The sequence below is a fragment of the Achromobacter xylosoxidans genome, from assembly GCF_014490035.1.
GTDB classification, from domain to species: Bacteria; Pseudomonadota; Gammaproteobacteria; order Burkholderiales; family Burkholderiaceae_B; genus Achromobacter; species Achromobacter bronchisepticus_A.
In genome coordinates, this window is the sequence record NZ_CP061008.1 from 2,540,370 (window position 1) to 2,555,802 (window position 15,433).

Annotated in this window: 17 protein-coding genes; 8 read left to right on the forward strand and 9 right to left on the reverse strand. The window is 68.2% G+C overall.

Annotated elements, in window-relative coordinates:
- The first annotated feature begins 82 nt into the window (after window positions 1–82).
- The 5 genes from IAG39_RS11905 to IAG39_RS11925 all read left to right on the forward strand — a co-directional run bounded on the left by IAG39_RS11905 (window position 83) and on the right by IAG39_RS11925 (window position 6,209).
- On the forward strand, window positions 83–961 hold the full coding sequence (locus IAG39_RS11905) for a helix-turn-helix transcriptional regulator (RefSeq protein ID WP_223283487.1): 879 nt from the start codon (window positions 83–85) through the stop codon (window positions 959–961).
- A gap of 190 nt (window positions 962–1,151) precedes the next feature.
- Window positions 1,152–3,200 carry a TonB-dependent siderophore receptor gene (locus tag IAG39_RS11910; protein ID WP_276310571.1) on the forward strand — a complete coding sequence of 683 codons (2,049 nt, stop codon included), beginning with the start codon at window positions 1,152–1,154 and terminating at the stop codon, window positions 3,198–3,200.
- A 56-nt stretch (window positions 3,201–3,256) separates the two neighbouring features.
- On the forward strand, window positions 3,257–3,691 hold the full coding sequence (locus IAG39_RS11915; protein ID WP_118934325.1) for a cupin domain-containing protein: 435 nt from the start codon (window positions 3,257–3,259) through the stop codon (window positions 3,689–3,691).
- A 20-nt stretch (window positions 3,692–3,711) separates the two neighbouring features.
- Entirely contained in the window at window positions 3,712–4,890 is a 1,179-nt protein-coding gene (locus IAG39_RS11920) for a RhtX/FptX family siderophore transporter (RefSeq protein WP_410469184.1), read from the forward strand.
- Between the two features lie 65 nt (window positions 4,891–4,955).
- Window positions 4,956–6,209: an Hsp70 family protein gene (locus IAG39_RS11925; RefSeq protein WP_118935236.1), complete on the forward strand. Its 1,254-nt coding sequence runs from the start codon at window positions 4,956–4,958 to the stop codon at window positions 6,207–6,209.
- A 5-nt stretch (window positions 6,210–6,214) separates the two neighbouring features.
- On the opposite strand, the gene IAG39_RS11930 is transcribed toward IAG39_RS11925, so the two are convergent.
- Window positions 6,215–7,135 carry a LysR family transcriptional regulator gene (locus tag IAG39_RS11930; protein WP_118935240.1) on the reverse strand — a complete coding sequence of 307 codons (921 nt, stop codon included), beginning with the start codon at window positions 7,133–7,135 and terminating at the stop codon, window positions 6,215–6,217.
- A 200-nt stretch (window positions 7,136–7,335) separates the two neighbouring features.
- Between IAG39_RS11930 and IAG39_RS11935 the strand changes: the two genes are divergently transcribed.
- The 3 genes from IAG39_RS11935 (at window position 7,336) to IAG39_RS11945 (ending at window position 9,396) form a co-directional block, all read left to right on the forward strand.
- Window positions 7,336–8,355 carry a zinc-dependent alcohol dehydrogenase family protein gene (locus IAG39_RS11935; protein WP_118935238.1) on the forward strand — a complete coding sequence of 340 codons (1,020 nt, stop codon included), beginning with the start codon at window positions 7,336–7,338 and terminating at the stop codon, window positions 8,353–8,355.
- Window positions 8,356–8,448: 93 nt separating this feature from the next.
- The gene (locus IAG39_RS11940) at window positions 8,449–9,036 is read left to right on the forward strand and encodes an NUDIX domain-containing protein (protein WP_059379951.1); all 588 of its coding nucleotides are present in this window, start codon (window positions 8,449–8,451) and stop codon (window positions 9,034–9,036) included.
- A gap of 24 nt (window positions 9,037–9,060) precedes the next feature.
- A complete protein-coding gene (locus IAG39_RS11945) occupies window positions 9,061–9,396 on the forward strand; it encodes a 2Fe-2S iron-sulfur cluster-binding protein (protein ID WP_059379950.1) in 336 nt (111 codons plus the stop codon).
- Here the strand turns inward: IAG39_RS11945 and IAG39_RS11950 are convergent.
- The 8 genes from IAG39_RS11950 to IAG39_RS11985 form a co-directional block, all read right to left on the reverse strand.
- Window positions 9,377–9,862: a hypothetical protein gene (locus IAG39_RS11950; RefSeq protein WP_262422099.1), complete on the reverse strand. Its 486-nt coding sequence runs from the start codon at window positions 9,860–9,862 to the stop codon at window positions 9,377–9,379. The genes IAG39_RS11945 and IAG39_RS11950 overlap by 20 nt on opposite strands.
- The gene (locus tag IAG39_RS11955) at window positions 9,813–10,514 is read right to left on the reverse strand and encodes a DUF899 domain-containing protein (protein WP_059379949.1); all 702 of its coding nucleotides are present in this window, start codon (window positions 10,512–10,514) and stop codon (window positions 9,813–9,815) included. Before IAG39_RS11955 ends, IAG39_RS11950 begins: the two co-directional genes overlap by 50 nt.
- 54 nt (window positions 10,515–10,568) lie before the next feature.
- Complete coding sequence (locus IAG39_RS11960) at window positions 10,569–11,033, reverse strand: SRPBCC domain-containing protein (protein WP_118934291.1); 465 nt, start codon at window positions 11,031–11,033, stop codon at window positions 10,569–10,571.
- The gene (locus IAG39_RS11965; protein ID WP_059379947.1) at window positions 10,919–11,371 is read right to left on the reverse strand and encodes an ArsR/SmtB family transcription factor; all 453 of its coding nucleotides are present in this window, start codon (window positions 11,369–11,371) and stop codon (window positions 10,919–10,921) included. The genes IAG39_RS11960 and IAG39_RS11965 overlap by 115 nt, the downstream gene beginning before the upstream one ends.
- A gap of 61 nt (window positions 11,372–11,432) precedes the next feature.
- Window positions 11,433–12,737, reverse strand: coding sequence for an MFS transporter (locus IAG39_RS11970; protein WP_059379946.1), 1,305 nt, complete (start codon window positions 12,735–12,737; stop codon window positions 11,433–11,435).
- Window positions 12,738–12,899: 162 nt separating this feature from the next.
- On the reverse strand, window positions 12,900–14,084 hold the full coding sequence (locus tag IAG39_RS11975; protein WP_118934292.1) for a hypothetical protein: 1,185 nt from the start codon (window positions 14,082–14,084) through the stop codon (window positions 12,900–12,902).
- Between the two features lie 14 nt (window positions 14,085–14,098).
- Window positions 14,099–14,827: a helix-turn-helix domain-containing protein gene (locus IAG39_RS11980; protein ID WP_013394848.1), complete on the reverse strand. Its 729-nt coding sequence runs from the start codon at window positions 14,825–14,827 to the stop codon at window positions 14,099–14,101.
- Window positions 14,828–14,924: 97 nt separating this feature from the next.
- Window positions 14,925–15,359 (reverse strand): gamma-glutamylcyclotransferase, encoded by a 435-nt coding sequence (locus IAG39_RS11985; RefSeq protein WP_059379945.1) that lies wholly within the window; start codon window positions 15,357–15,359, stop codon window positions 14,925–14,927.
- Window positions 15,360–15,433 lie beyond the last annotated feature (74 nt).

Consider the following 15,433-nt stretch of genomic DNA (forward strand, 5'->3'; position numbering starts at 1 on the left):
ACGGGCGGCTTTCCGTTCTGGTCAAACGGTAATAATATTCAATCTCATCAACAGCGCTGCCCGCCGCGACGGAGCCGCCATCTTGACCGCCGCCCATCCCGAACCTGATTGGACCGTATCGGCCGCCACGCCCGCCATGTCGCTGGCGGGCGGCACGCTGCGCTTCGGTCGCGACGAGCGCGTGCAGGAGCGCCTGGAGCCGGGCCTGAAGCTGGTGCTCGTGCTGGACGGGGACCTGCGCTACAGCGTGCGCGGCGCCGCGCCCACCCGCGTGAGCGGGCCCGCGCTGCACCTGAGCGTGTGCCAGGACGCCATGGGCATGGAGCATGAGTTCGGCGCGCATCAGTCCTTGCGCTTCGTGTCCTTGCGCACGAGCCTGGACCATCTGCGCGAGGCCTTTTCCGTGGATCCGGCCCACTTGGCGGGCCTGCTGTGCGCGCCGCGGGCCGTAGGCGCGTACGCCGAGGCCAATATGCGGGCGGACCGCAAGCTGGAGGCCCTGGGCCACCAGATGCTGGCCTGCCCGGTGCAGGGTGCGCTCAAGCGCATGTACCTCTCGGCCAAGGCGCTGGAACTGGCCGCGCTGGCCCTGGGCGCGCTGCAGCCGGCGGAGCAGGTCGCGCCCATTCGCGGCCTGACGCGCGCCGACGTGGAACGCCTGCAATACGCGCGCGACCTGGTGGCGGCGAACCTGCAGGATCCGCCGTCCCTGCCCGAACTGGCGCGGCGCGCGGGCGTGAACGTCAACAAGCTCACCACCGGCTTTCGCAAGCTGTTTGGCCAGAGCGTCTACGCCTACGTGCGTGAACGACGCATGGAGCAAGCCCAGGTCCTGCTGGCCGAAGGCGCCTATACCGTATCCGAGGCGGCCTACGCCTGCGGCTATACCGATTCGCACTTCACCAAGGCGTTCCTGCGCCGCTACGGCGTGCTGCCCAGCAGCGTCGGGCCGGGCCGCTGAGGCGTCAAAACTTCCGCAATCGCCAGCAAGACTTCCGCAATCGCCAGCGCACGGCTGCCGTCATTCCTAGAATTACTTGAGAATTATTCTCAATAAAGTTCTAAGAGGACAGGCAGTGCGAAAACAGGTGAAAACGGGGGCGCCGCGCAGGAACGCGGCGCGGGCGCAGCATTGGCCGCTGTGGCTTGCGGTGGCGGTGACGGTGGCGCCAGCGCAGGCGCAGGAGGCCGCGTCGCTGCCGGCGGTGACGGTCAGCGGCGAGGGCGTGGCGCAGGACACGGCGACCCTCGGCAAGCTGCCGCTGACGCTGCGCGAGATTCCGCAGTCGGTGACGGTGATCGGGCAGGAGCGGATGCGCGAGCAGAACCTGCAAAGCCTGGACGAGGTGATGCAGCACGCCACCGGTATCACGGTGCAGCCCTATCAGCTGCTGACCACCGCGTACTACGCGCGCGGCTTCAAGGTGGATTCGTTCGAGCAGGACGGCGTGCCGGTGCTGATGGGCAACATGGCGGCATCGCCTCAGGACATGGCGGTGTACGAACGCGTGGAGATCCTGCGCGGCGCCAACGGCCTGATGCATGGCGCAGGCAATCCCGCCGCCACGGTGAACCTGGTGCGCAAGCGGCCGCAACGCGAGTTCTCGTTCAGCGGTTCCCTCAGCGCTGGAAGCTGGGACCGCTACCGCGCGGAGGCCGACCTGGGCGGTCCGTTGAACGATAGCGGCAGCGTGCGCGGCCGCATCGTCGGCGCCATGGAGGACCGCGGCTATTTCTATGACGTCGCGGATCAGCAGTCGGCCCTGCTTTACGCCATAGGCGAGGTGGACCTGGGGCCGGACACGGTGCTGTCCGCCGGCCTGCAGACCCAACGCATCCGCTCTACCACCAACATGGCCGGCGTGCCGCGCTACAAGGACGGCGGCGATATCGGCCTGAAGCGTTCGACCTACCTGGACGTGGCCTGGGACCGCTTCAACTGGGATACGACGCGCGTGTTCGCGGACCTGGAGCATCGCTTCGGCCAAGGCTGGAGCGCCAAGATCAGCGCCAATTACCTGACTGCGGACAGCAACCTGAAGTACGCAGGCGCCTATGGCGCGATAGACCGCCAGACCGGGCTGGGTTCCTCCTTGATGGGCGCGGCCTACAAGTTCGACAACACGCAGGCCAGCGTGGACGCCTATGTCGGCGGCCCGGTGCAACTGTTCGGCCGGCGCCATGAACTATTGCTGGGCGGCAATGCCCAGCGCACTACGTCCGAGCAATACAGCGCGGACCTGACGCCCTATCCGAACGTGCCGGTCAACGTCTTCGACTGGGATCCGCACAGCGTGCCCGAGCCTGGCGTGGGGCCATACACCTCGCCCGGCGAAACGCGGCTCAAGCAGCAGGGCGTTTACGGCATGGGCCGCTTTTCGCTGGCCGATCCGGTGACGTTGGTGCTGGGCGGACGCATGAGCTGGTGGAACCAGAGCGCGCCTCGCGCGCGCCAGCGCATTGATCCGGAGTTCACGCCGTATGGCGGATTGATCGTGGACCTCGACCGTCAGTGGTCGCTATATGGCAGCTATGCGCAGGTCTTCCAGCCGCAGGGCGAGCTGACGCGCGACGGCAAGCCGCTGGATCCCATTACCGGCACCAACTACGAGGCCGGCGTCAAAGGCGAGCTGGCGGACGGCGCCTTGAACGTGTCGCTGGCCGTGTTTCAGATCCAGCAGAAGAACCGCGCGCAGGAGGACCCCGCCTGGCCGTGCGTGGGCCGCAACTGCTACTACATCTCGGGCGGGGAAGTGCGCAGCCGCGGCGTCGAGGCCGAAGCCTCCGGCAGCATTACGCCCTATTGGACAGTGGCCGCGGGCTACACCTTCAACACCAGCAAGTACCTGACGGATTCGGAATCCGGCGGACAGCCGTTCGCGCGCTTCACGCCCAAGCACATCTTCCGCGTATGGACCAACTATGCCTTGCCCGGCCTGGAGCGGCGGCTGAGCGTGGGCGGCGGGCTGCAAGTGCAGTCGGGCTACTCCACGGTGTCCGGTCCCGTCACGCTGCGCCAGGGCGGCTATGCGCTGGTGGACCTGCGCATGGCGTACCGGGTGGACAAGCACGTGACCGCGGCGCTCAACGTCAACAACCTGTTCGACCGCGGCTATTACCAGAGCCTGTCGGGTACGGCCTGGAACAACCGCTACGGCGAGCCCCGCAACGTCATGCTGACCCTGCGCGCCGAATACTGATGACCCGCGGCGGGCGCCGTCCGCGCGCGCCCGCCGGCAACCAGAAGGAGAGATCGATGAGTGCACCCGATACCGGACCGGTGTTCGACTGGCTGGACCACTTCGTGGCGCTGGGGCGCGAGGGCGCCATGCGCGATGTGGGCCGTTTGCGCCGGCTCGCGCCGCAGGACGAATGGCTGGTCGGCATCAAGGCCGTGGCCAGCGACGCCGACGTGCATGGCGATGTGTGGGAGCGCCACCCGGCGGGCGATGAAATGCTCTGCGTGTTGGAAGGGCGCGTGGTGGTCACACTGATGGCGGAAGACGGCGCCCAGACCGACATGCTGCTGGATACCCGGCGCAGCGCCATCGTGCCGCGCGGCGTGTGGCACCGCCTGCACGTCGCCTGTCCCGGCAAGATCCTGTTCGTGACGCCGGGGCAGGGCAGCGAACACCGCCGCGCGGATGCCGCCGCAATCCCGCAGCCCCTCGTCGAAGGAAATCTGAAGTGAACCGTATTGCAGACGCACGCATGTTCGTGATGATAGGCGCCTTGTATTTTTCCCAAGGCATACCGCTGGGCGTGGCCATGGAGGCTTTGCCCACGCTGCTGCGCCGCGACGGCGCGGACCTGCACGCGCTGGCCTGGCTGCCGCTGGTCGGCCTGCCGTGGGTGCTGAAGTTTCTGTGGGCGCCCGTGGTCGACAACCGCTGGACCCGCGCCCTGGGCCGGCGGCGCAGCTGGATCCTGCCGATGCAGGCCGTGGTCCTGGCCTGCCTGCTGGCGCTGTCTTGGCTGGGCATCGATGCCGCGGCGGCGGCCTGGGTGGTCGCCCTGATGGCGCTGGCGTCGTTGGCCAGCGCGACGCAGGACATCGCCACTGACGGCCTGACGGCCGAGCGCTTCCAGGGGCAGGATCTGGCGCGCGCCAATGCCGTGCAGGTGGGCGGCACCATGGTGGGCTTCTTCTTCGGCGGACCGGGTTGCCTGATGCTGGCGGGCCATATCGGACAGACCGGCGCGCTGCTGACCTTGGCGGCCGTGGTGGCGTTCAGCCTGCTGCTGGCGGCCGCCTGGCGTGAAACCGAACTGGCCATGTCCGCGGCCAGGCGGCGCGCCACGCTGGGCGCCTTCGTGCGCCGCCCCGGCGCCTGGGCTCTGGCCGCAGCCGCCTTCCTGTCGGCCATGACCGCGGTGGCGGGCTATGGCCTGTCCAAACTATTCCTGGTGGATGCGGGCTGGGCGGTCGAGGCCGTGGGGCGCGTCGGCATGGCGGGCGGCGTGGTGACGGTGCTGCTGGGCTGCGGCGGCGGCGCCTGGCTGATCGGCCGGCTGGGCGCGCGCGCGGTGCTGGCGCTGGGCCTGGCCGCCTCGGGCGCGGCTGCGCTGGCCTGGATGGCGCAGGCCCAGGGCTGGATGCCGGCGCAGACGGGCACGGCCCTGGGCGCGCAGGCGCTGGGGGCGTTCGGCGCGGGCGCCGCGTCCGTGGCCCTGATGACGCTGGCCATGCGCTTTGCCAGCCGCGGCGAGCAGGCCGGCACCGACATGACCGCGGTGCAAAGCGCGCGCGACCTGGGCGAGATCCTGACCTCGTCCCTCATGACCGGGCTGGCGGCCCAGGTCGGCTACGTCGGGGGCTTTGCCAGCGGCCTGCTGGTGGCGGCCGCGACGCTGGCGTTCACGGCCAGGGCGCTGGCGCGCACGGGCTGATATGGCGATTCTGGCGGTTGCGGCTACACTTGTGCGCCGTTTTGCTTTCAGCACCAGAATTCCCCATGATTTCCACCGCATGCGGCGTCGACTTCGGCACGTCCAATTCCACCGTCGGCTGGAGCCGCCCCGATCAGCGCGCGCTCCTCGCCCTGGAAGACGGCAAGACCACCTTGCCCTCTGCCATTTTCTTCCATGACGAAGACGCCGAAGTCAGCTATGGCCGCGCCGCCATCTCCGACTATCTCGCGGGCTACGACGGGCGCCTGATGCGCTCGATGAAGAGCCTGCTGGGCAGCTCGCTGATCGACGGTTCGACGGAAGTGCAGGGCCGTTCGATTCCGTTCCGCGTCCTGCTCACGCGCTTCATCGCCGAACTCAAGCGCCGCGCCGAAACGGCGGCGGGGCGCGGCTTCACGCGCGCGGTGCTCGGCCGGCCGGTGTTTTTCGTGGACGACAATCCGGCCGCCGACCAGACCGCCCAGGACACTCTGGGCGAGATCGCGCGCAGCGTCGGCTTCACCGATATCGAATTCCAGTTCGAACCGCTGGCCGCCGCATTCGACTACGAATCGCAGATCGACCGCGAAGAGCTGGTGCTGGTCATCGACATCGGCGGCGGTACTTCCGACTTTTCGCTGATCCGCCTGGGGCCCGGCCGCGCCAACAAGGCCGACCGCCGCGAGGACATCCTGGCCTACGGCGGCGTGCACATCGGCGGGGTGGACTTCGACAAGCAGCTCAGCCTGGCGCACGTGATGCCCATGCTGGGGCTGGGTAGCCAGTTGCGCAGCGGCAAGGACGTGCCGTCCACGCAATACGGCAACCTGGCCTGCTGGCACACCATCAACCAGGCCTATACCCGCAAGGCCGCCGAACACTTCGCCTACATCCGCGCCGAAGCCGGCGACCGCGAGAAGATCGATCTGCTGCTGAACCTGGTCAAACAGCGCGCCGGCCACTGGGTGGCGGTGCAGGTCGAAGAGGCCAAGATAGCGCTGTCGGAGACGCCCGCCGCGCGCATCGACCTGTCGCGCATCGCGCCGGAGCTGGGCGTGGACGTGACGCGCCCCTCGTTCGATGCCTGCGTGGGCCGCCTGATCGAAAAGGTCGAGACCACGGTGCGCGCGCTGTTGCGCGACGCCGGCGTATCGACCGCGGATGTGGACACGGTGTTCTTCACCGGCGGTTCCAGCCGCGTGCCGCGTCTGCGCGAATCCGTCTCGGCCCTGGTGCCGGGCGCGCGCAGCGTCGAAGGCGATCTGTTCGGCAGCATCGGCGCCGGCCTGGCGCTGGACGCCCGCCGCAAGTTCGGCTGAGCCGCTCAGGCGGCCAGCATCGAGGGTACGCGCGCCGCCAGCGCGTCGATGGCGGCGCGCGTCTTGGACGGCAGATAGCGCGCTTGCGGCCAGACGGCGTGCACCTCTTGCGCGGCCAGGCGATCGCCGTGCATCAGCACGTCCAGTTCGCCGGTGCGCACATAGTGCGTCAGCATCCAGCAGGGCAGCCAGGCGAGTCCTGCGCCAGCGATGGCGGCATCCGCAATGGCTTGCAGGTCGTCCACGCGCAGGCTGGGGCGCGGGCGCAGCTCCAGCTCCTGGCCGTCCGGCCCATTCAGCGCCCAGGCCTTGTCCACGCCGTTGCGCGTGTAGACGATGGCGGCATGCTGCCGCAGCTCGTCCACGGTGGTTGGACGGCCATGCGCCTGGATGTAGGCGGGCGCGGCCCCTATGCCCATGGTCTGCATGCCCAGCCTGCGCGCGGCCAGGCTGGCGCTATCGGGCAGTTCGCCCACGCGGATGCCCAGATCGTAGCCTTCCTCGATCAGATCGACGACCCTGTCGTTGAATGAAATCTCGACCTGCAGCTGCGGATGCGCAAGCGCCAGTTCGCGCAGCACGGGTGCGACGCAATGCCGGCCGAACACCAGCGGCGCGCTGACCCGCAGACGCCCCTGGGGCTCGCGGCGGCCGCTGTCCAGCTCGGCCTCGGCGGTTTGCAGTTCGGCCAGCGCGCGCACGCAACGGTCGTAGTAGGCCTGGCCATCATCGGTCAGGCTTTGCTGGCGGGTGGTGCGGTGGAACAGCCTGGCGCCCAGCCGCGCCTCCAGCCGCGCGATGGACTTGCCCACCGCGGAGCGCGTGAGGTTCAGGCGTTCCGCCGCCAGCGCGAAGCTGCCGGCTTCCACGGCCTGCACGAAGACTTCGATGCCGCTCAGGCGGTCATACGTGATCGCGGTCGCCATCATGGACTCCCTGTTTGTTATTGGTTCCTATGGCGATCCGATGAAATGAAAAATATTCGCCACTAGGGAAATTGATTCCCATATATCTTATCGGTACTTGGCCGCCACGGGTAGCCGTCTCAAGGCAAGAAAGCCTCGAGAGGCTGCAAGCCGAAGGCGCAGCGGGGCGGCCATTCTTGAATCGATACAGGAGAAACAACATGCAGGCATACACCGTCACCAGCGGCAAGGACATCGCTTCGCTGGAGCGCGTTACGCGCCAGCCGCGCAGCCTGGGTCCCTTGGAGCTGCGCGTGCGCATCAAGGCCGTGTCGCTGAACTATCGCGACCTGATGGTGGCGCGCGGCAATTATCTGAAGGCTGCGGCCGAGCCGGTCATTCCCGCCTCGGATGCTGCCGGCGAGGTGATCGAGGTAGGGACGGGCGTGACCCGCTTCAAGGTCGGCGACCGCGTCATGGGCGCGTTCATGCCGGATTGGATCGACGGCGAGCCCACTCCCGCCACGGTGGCGCTGGCGCCCGGCGCCGCCACCGACGGCCTGCTGTCCACCGAGAGCATTTTTGCCGAGCATGCCCTGGTCGCCACCCCGGCCTCCTTGAGCGACGAGCAGGCCTCGACCCTGCCTTGCGCCGCCGTCACGGCATGGAACGCGCTGTTCGTCGCCGGACGCGCCAAGGCGGGCCAGACGGCGCTGTTCCTGGGCACTGGGGGCGTTTCCATCTGGGGCCTGCAACTGGCCAAGGCGGCCGGCATGCGCGCCATCATCACCTCGTCCAGCGCCGACAAGCTGGCCCGCGCGCGCGAACTGGGCGCGGACCTGACGATCAACTACCGCGAAACGCCGCAATGGCAGGACGAAGTGCTGCGCCTGACCGGCGGCGAGGGCGCGCACGTGGTGGTGGAAGTGGGCGGCGAAGGCACGCTCGAACGTTCCGTGGCGGCTGCGCGCATGGGCGGCACCATTGCGGTCATCGGCGGCGTCAGCGGCTTCGCAGCCGTGCCGGTTGCGCCCCTGGCCCTGATCGCGGGCGTCAAGCGGCTGGAAGGCATCTTCGTCGGCAGCCGCAAGATGCTCGAGGACGTGGCGCGTTTCGTCGACGTGTCGCGCATCGCGCCCGTCATCGACCGCGTCTACCCCTTTGCCGAGGCACGCGAGGCGTTCGAGCACCTGGCGTCGGGCCGGCACTTCGGGAAGCTCGTCATCCGGGTCGCGGAGTAGGCGTCATCGGGGGAGGCGGGCGGCGATGGTAAGCTCGGGCTGCCCGCGCGGACTGGCCATCATCCGCGCGTCCCTTGAGGTATCCGACCCGCCATGACCCGCAAGCCCGACTCCCATCTCGAAGAAAAACTCGTCGCCAGCGAGGCGCCATACAACGGCGCCTTCCTGAAGATCCGCCGCGACACGGTCAGCCTGCCCAACGGCAACACGGCCACGCGCGAGTACGTGGTGCATCCGGGCGCGGTGGTGGTGATCCCCCTGCTGGACGATGGCCGGGTCCTGCTGGAGCGGCAGTTCCGCTATCCCATCGGACGCGTGATGACCGAGTTCCCGGCCGGAAAGCTGGATCCGGGCGAGGATCCGCTGGCCTGCGGCAAGCGCGAGCTGCTGGAGGAAACCGGCTATGCCGCGGATCAGTGGGCGCATGCGGGGGCGCTGCACCTGGCCATCGCCTATTCCACCGAGATCATCCACATCTACTTCGCCCGCGGCCTGCGCGCCGGGCCGCGCCAACTGGACCAGGACGAATTCCTGGATGTGATCAGCGCGGACCCCGCCGAACTGATCGCCGCCTGCGCCAAGGGCGAGGTCACCGACGCCAAGACGCTGACCTGCGTGCTGTGGATGCAGAACGTGCTGTCCGGCGCCTGGCAGCTGGACTGGCAGGACAACGCGGGCTGAGGCCCGCGCGGGATCTGTCCAGCCATGTCCGCTTTTCCCGTTCTGGTGCTGCCAGCCGGCCTGCGCTTCGACGCGCCGGCCGATACCTCCGTGTTGCTGGCGGCGCAGGCGGCCGGCATCAAGCTGCCCAGCTCGTGCCGCAACGGCACTTGCCGCGCCTGCATGTGCCTGTTGCTGGAAGGCGAAATCTCGTACCGCATCGAGTGGCCGGGGCTGTCGCGCGACGAAAAGGAAGAGGGCTGGATCCTGCCCTGCGTGGCGCGGGCGGAATCGGCCCTGGAAATCCAGGCGCCGCTGGCCGCGCCGATCGAGGCCGCGCCTCAGGCACAGCCGCGCCCGCTCACCGGGGCGCGGCGCTAGCGCCTGCAATCAGCGCCGCGGCGGCCGTGGCGAGGCCCATTCCCAGCGCCATGCCGGCAGCCATGCCGCCGAACGGCGCGGCGCCCGCGGCCAGCGCCGCCGCCATGCCCCATTGAGCCCCCGCCAGCATGCCCAGTCCCATCGCCAGCGCGCAGGCCAGCCGCGCGGCCATGCGGGGCGCGCCCGGCAGCGGCAATAGCGCGGCAATCAGCATGGCTGCGCTGCTGGCGGGCATCAGGGCCGCATGGCGCCACGCTTGTTCCAGCAGCCCGCCGGACGCTCCGCACAGGCTGGCCAGCAGCGTCGCCGGCGTGCGCAGCGTGTCCGCCCACAACCCCGCGGCCATGGCCGCGGTGCAGGCCAGCCACAGGAAGGCCGCGTCGGAGGCCATGCTGACGGCGCGGCCGGGCTTGCGCCTAGCCGCAGGCGTGGCAGGCGTGCGCCCGGGCGTCGTCGTAGCGGTCATGGTGGCGTACCCAGTCGCCCAGGTTGAAGTGCGGGCCGTTCTCGTTGCGGCCCAGGGGCGCCAATTCCAGGTAGTTGTAGGCTCCGGCCAGCCTTTCCACGCCGCGCGAGAAGCTTGAGTAGGTGTGGAAGATCTCGCCGTCCGGGTCGCGGAAGAAAGCGCTGGCGCCGGAGTTTTCCTCCATGCTGCCGTCGGCCTTGGGCACGGAAGCCTGCAGGTCGAAATTGAAGTCGCTGCCTTCGGACGAGTACCAGGGAAACTGCCAGCCCATGCGTCGCTTGAATGCCTCCAGCTTGGCGTAGGGGGCTCGTGACACGGCGACCACCGTCACGTCATGCTGGCGCAGGTGCATGATCGCGCTGTCCATGTGGTCGGCCAGGAACGAGCAGCCCACGCAGCCTTCCTCCCAGTCCGGGCCGAACATGAAGTGGTAGACGATAAGCTGGCTCCTGCCCTGGAACAGTCCGGCCAGATCCACGGAGCCGGCGGCGCCCTGGAAGCGGTAGGGCTTGTCCACCTTGACCCAGGGCAGGGCCATGCGCTCGCGGGCCAGGGCGTCCTGGGCCCGCGTCAGTTCTTTTTCGCGCCGCAACAGCGCCTCGCGCGCGATGTCCCATTGCGCTCGGGATACGACGGGGTGATCGGTCTGCATCGTGTGTCTCCTTGGATCGGGCCGGCAGGCCCGGATAGGGCGAACGGCAGGGATTCAGGCCGGCTTCGCCAGATGGGCCGCCAGCCGCTCCAGCGCGCCCAGCCAGCCATGCTGGTGGCTGTCGCGGGTGGCCTGGTCGACGAACGGGGTTTGCAGGAAGGCGAGCTCCGTGCCGCCGTCCGCGGGGCTGAACTCAAGCGTGATCAGCGAGATTTCCGCGGGCGTGTCGCGCCAGGCCCAGGTGAACACCAGCCGGCGCTGCGGCTCGACTTCGCGGTAGTGGCCGCTGGCGTGGTGCTCCAGCCCGTCCTCGGTGGCGAAGCCCACCTGGTAGGCCCCGCCCACGCGCACGTCGGTTTCCGCCCGCAGCACCTTGCGGGTTTCGGCGGGACCGAACCAGCGCATCAGCGCTTGCGGGTCCGTCCAGGCGCGCCAGACGCGTTCGATGGGGGCGTCGAAGCGGCGTTTGAGGCGGAGTTCGATGGGAGCTGCTTCGTGTCGGGTGCTTCGTTTTTCCATGGGTGGACCTCTTCCTCGTGGTACAGGTACCGCGCCAGCGAATCCAACTGACCGTTCCAGAACTTCTCGTAGCGGGCCAGCCAGTCGGATGCCGCCCGCATGGGTTCGGGCGATAGCGTGCAGTTCACGACCCGGCCGTCCTTGGCGCGGGCGATCAGGCCGGCGTCTTCCAGCACGCGCAGATGCTTCATGAAAGCGGGCAGGGACATGGCGTGCGGCCGGGCCAGCTCGCTGACCGAGGCCGCGCCTTGTTCCAGGTCGGCCAGCACCCGGCGCCGCGTGCCGTCAGCCAGCGCTGAAAAGATGCTGTCCAGCGTATCGTCTTTAAACTTAACCATAGGGTTAAGTATTAAGCCGAAGCCGCCGGACTGTCAAGCAACAAAGTTGGCGCGAAAGGAATCAGGCGTGCTGGTGCATGGCCGACTGGTGCTTGGTGTCGCGCATGGTGGCGTACACCAGCAGCGACAGGAAGATGATGCCGGCGAGGTAGTAGTAGAACCACTCCTCATGCCCCTGCTGTTTGAAGAACAGGGCGATGGCCGGCGCCGTGCCGCCGAAGATCGACACCGTTACGGCGTAGGGCACGGCCACGCCGGTGGCGCGGATGTTGGTGGGGAAGAGCTCCGCCTTCACTACCGCGTTGATGGAGGTATAGCCGGCCGTGAACACCCAGGCGCCGCAGATCAACAGGAAGGCCATGAAGGGCGAACGCGTATGCGACAGCGTCATCAGGATGGGCACCGTGAGCGCCGCGCCTGCCACGCCGAAGAACACCAGCAACGGCTTGCGCCCGATCTTGTCGGACAGCGCGCCATAGACCGGCTGCAGGATCAGCGCGAAGATCAGCGACCCGGCGATGATGTAGGTCGTGACGATGTCGGAGAAGCCCGAGGTCTGCCGCACGAAGGTCTGCATGTAGGTGGTGAAGGTATAGAACGCCGCCGTGCCGCCCGCGGTCAGGCCCACCACGATCGCGACTTCGCGCGGATACTTCAGCAGGCCGCGCAGCGAACTGGTCTGCGGCTTGGGCGCCTTCTGGGCTTCCTTGTAGGAGTCCGTCTCGGGCATGTCGCGCCGCATCAGGGCAGTGATGATGGCCAGCATGGCGCCGATCACGAAGGGGATGCGCCAGCCCCATGCCACCAGCTGCTCGTGGGTCAGGAACACGTTCTGCAACAGCAGCAGCACCAGGATGGCGCAGAGCTGGCCGCCGATCAGCGTGACGTACTGGAAGCTGGAATAGAAGCCGCGATGCTCGGGGTCCGCGATCTCGGTCAGGTAGGTGGCGCTGGCGCCATACTCGCCGCCCAGGCTCAGGCCTTCGACCACGCGCGCCAGGGCCAGCAGCGCGGGCGCGGCCAGGCCGATGGTGGCGTAGGTGGGCGTGACCGCGATGATCAGCGAGCCCACGCACATCATCCCCACCGACACCATCAGCGACAGGCGCCGTCCATGGCGGTCGGCCAGATGGCCGAACAGCCAGCCGCCCAGCGGGCGCACGATGAAGCCGGCCGCGAACAGCGTGGCCGCGTTCAGTTGCTGGACCACCGGGTCGTGCGACGGGAAGAAGGCGGGGGCGAAGTACAGCGCGAAAGCGGTATAGGCGTAGAAGTCATACCACTCCACCAGATTGCCCATGGAGCCGATGAAAATCGCCTTGATGCGGCGCTTGGCGTCGGGGATGTCGAGATGCGCTTGTGTCATATCCATCCTTCGGGTGCGTTTGTCGGGGGACGCCGGACACGCGATCGCGGGCGGGCCGCGAATGGAACATGCATTGCGTTATGTTGCGCCTGTGCGCGCGGAAATGCACGCGTATCAATAGCGCTTCTTGTTCAGCTTTTTGTCAGGCCGGGCCGCGCCGGCTCACTTGCCGCGCGGCTTGATGACTTCGCAGGGCGCGGCGCCGTCGGCCGCCTTGGCCTCGTCGCCCAGCAGCGCCTGCGCGCCGCAGGCCGAACCGAACATGCCCTTGCTGTTGTGGCCGATGCCGGCCACTTCGAAGGCGCGCCGGTGCAGCGCCACGGGTTTGGCGCCGCGGGCGGCCAGCACGTGTTCGTATTGCGCGTAGCCCGTGCCGCGGGCCAGCCGGGTCGCGCCCTGGGCTTCCGCGCCGCAGGTCTTGTCCAGCAGGCGGTCTTCGGGATTGTTGTCGGCGCCGCCCAGCAGATAGGTGACGTCGCGCGCCGCGTAGCGCACGAAGAGCTTGGATTCGTCGGTCTCGCGCGAGTACGCGGGCAGCTTGTCCGGGCCGTACTTGTACTGGTTGTAGGTGGGGCAGATGCCGCGCTCGTAGGGCGCGTAGCCCTTGCCGTCGGCGCGCGGGCGCTCGTTGCTCAGGTACAGGTAGGACGAGGGATTGGCGACCACGTAGCGCAGCGCCAGCCCGTCGCGCCGCAGCGTGCCGTCGATATTGTTCAGCACCGCGTAGCGCTGCACCAATTGCCCGCCGGCCGAGTGGCCAGCCAGCACGATGCCGGCCAGCGAGGCCAGGCGCTTGCGGTCATCCAGGCTGCGCAGCAGGTCGTCGAGCACCTGGAACGAGCTGACGGGCGCGGGGCGTCCCGCGGCCTGCACGCTGTCTTCTCCTTCTTCCCAGCTGGCCTTGCGCCAGGCCGCCATGCCGCCGAAACCCGAATCGATCGAACCCGAGAAGCGCGGCGCCAGGATCAGGGTGTCGCGCGCCCGCTCCGGGTTGTGCGCCAGCAGCGCGGCGACCGATTCGTAATAGCGGTCGGCATCGCGCTTGACGCCGTGGATCACGACCACGACCTGCTTGATGTTGCGCAGGTCGTCCTTGGCCAGGTCGCGGTTGGCGTAGACCGGCATCTTGTAGCGGTGGCCGGGCTTGCCCAGTTCCACGGACTGCCAGCGCAAGGGCGCCGCGCGCTTGGGCGCGGGTGCGGTCTCGCTGTAGTCGTAAGGGTCGGGCAGGGGCGTCTGGGCGCGCGCGGCCAGCGGCGCGAGCGCCGCCAGGGCGAATAACGCAGCCAGGCCGCACATGCGGTCCGGCCGCGCTTGAAGCAAGGGGAGGATGAGGGCGCGGCGCATGGCGCGGCGGAGATTCAGCAGCTCTCTTGGCCCAGCAACTGCTTGAGCGCGGGCAGGTCCAGGATGCGGACCTCGCGCTGGTTGATCTTGATGAGGCCGTCGCGAGCAAAGCGCGAGAACAGCCGGCTGACCGTTTCCAGGGTCAGGCCGAGATAGTTGCCGATTTCCTCGCGGCTCATGCGCAGCACGAATTCGGTGGAGGAATAGCCCAGCGATGCGTAGCGCTGCGACAGGTTCAGCAGGAACGCGGCCAGGCGCTGCTCGGAGCGCATGGAGCCCAGCGATGCCAGCATCTGGTGCGAGCGGTTGATCTCGCGGCTCATCAGGCGGCGGAATTGCTGCTGCAACGAGGGCAGGTGGGCCGCGACCCGGTCGATATCGGCCAGGCGGATGACGCAGACCTCGGAATCTTCCAGCGCCACGGCGGTCGAGACGTGCTTGCCGTCCAGCATGCCGTCCATGCCGACGATTTCGCCGGGCAGATGAAAGCCGGTGACCTGGATCTGGCCGGTCGCGTCTTCCAACTGCGTCTTGAGGCTGCCGAAGCGCACGCTGTAGACCGCGTCGAGCGGGTGGTTCAGCGAATAGAGCGGCTTGCCTTTTTCAAGGCGCACGCGTTCCCTGACCAGTTCGTCCAGCTTTTCCACTTCGGCGGCTGCCATGCCCACGGGCACGCACACATGCCCCAGCATGCATGTGGAGCAATGGGCGGCATCAGGGGCAACGGGGACCCGTTTTTGCATACGATGACCTCTATAGTGCCCATTGCGCGGACGGTTGCCGGAATGGGTATAAAGCTTAAGACAAGCTGTATTGTAGTCCGTTGTTACTACGGGCGTCTTACGGGTCGTCCGAGAGAGGGCGGGCAAGGCGGTACGCGACCCAGTCGTCGGAGGCAATATCGACCGCCGCGCCGCGCAGGGCGGGGTCTATCGGGTAGTACTGGCAGCGCAGTTCCGACGCTTGCGCGGGCGGTTCCAGGCGCGCCACGACCTCGCGCCGCACGAAGCAGCAGGGCTTGCCGGGCTCGTACTCTTCGATTTCGTCCATCAGCGCCACCAGGGCCGGTTCCACCTGGAAAACATCGCCGCGCACGCGCCGGCCGTCGTCCGCCGGGATCAGGCCGGGCCAGTCGCCGAAATCCACCAGCCGGCCCGGCACGCTGGCCGGACCGACATGGCGGGCCGCGGGCAGGCCGCGCCGGGCGGCGGCTTGAGCCAGATCATTGATTTCGCCCGCGCGTAGGGTGCCGTAGACAAAAACGTATATGCTCATAAGTCAGGTTGTTGCTGCACGTCGAAAAAACCATGGCGCGGGCAGGGTGTTGAAATTCTCGCATCCGGCCGCAT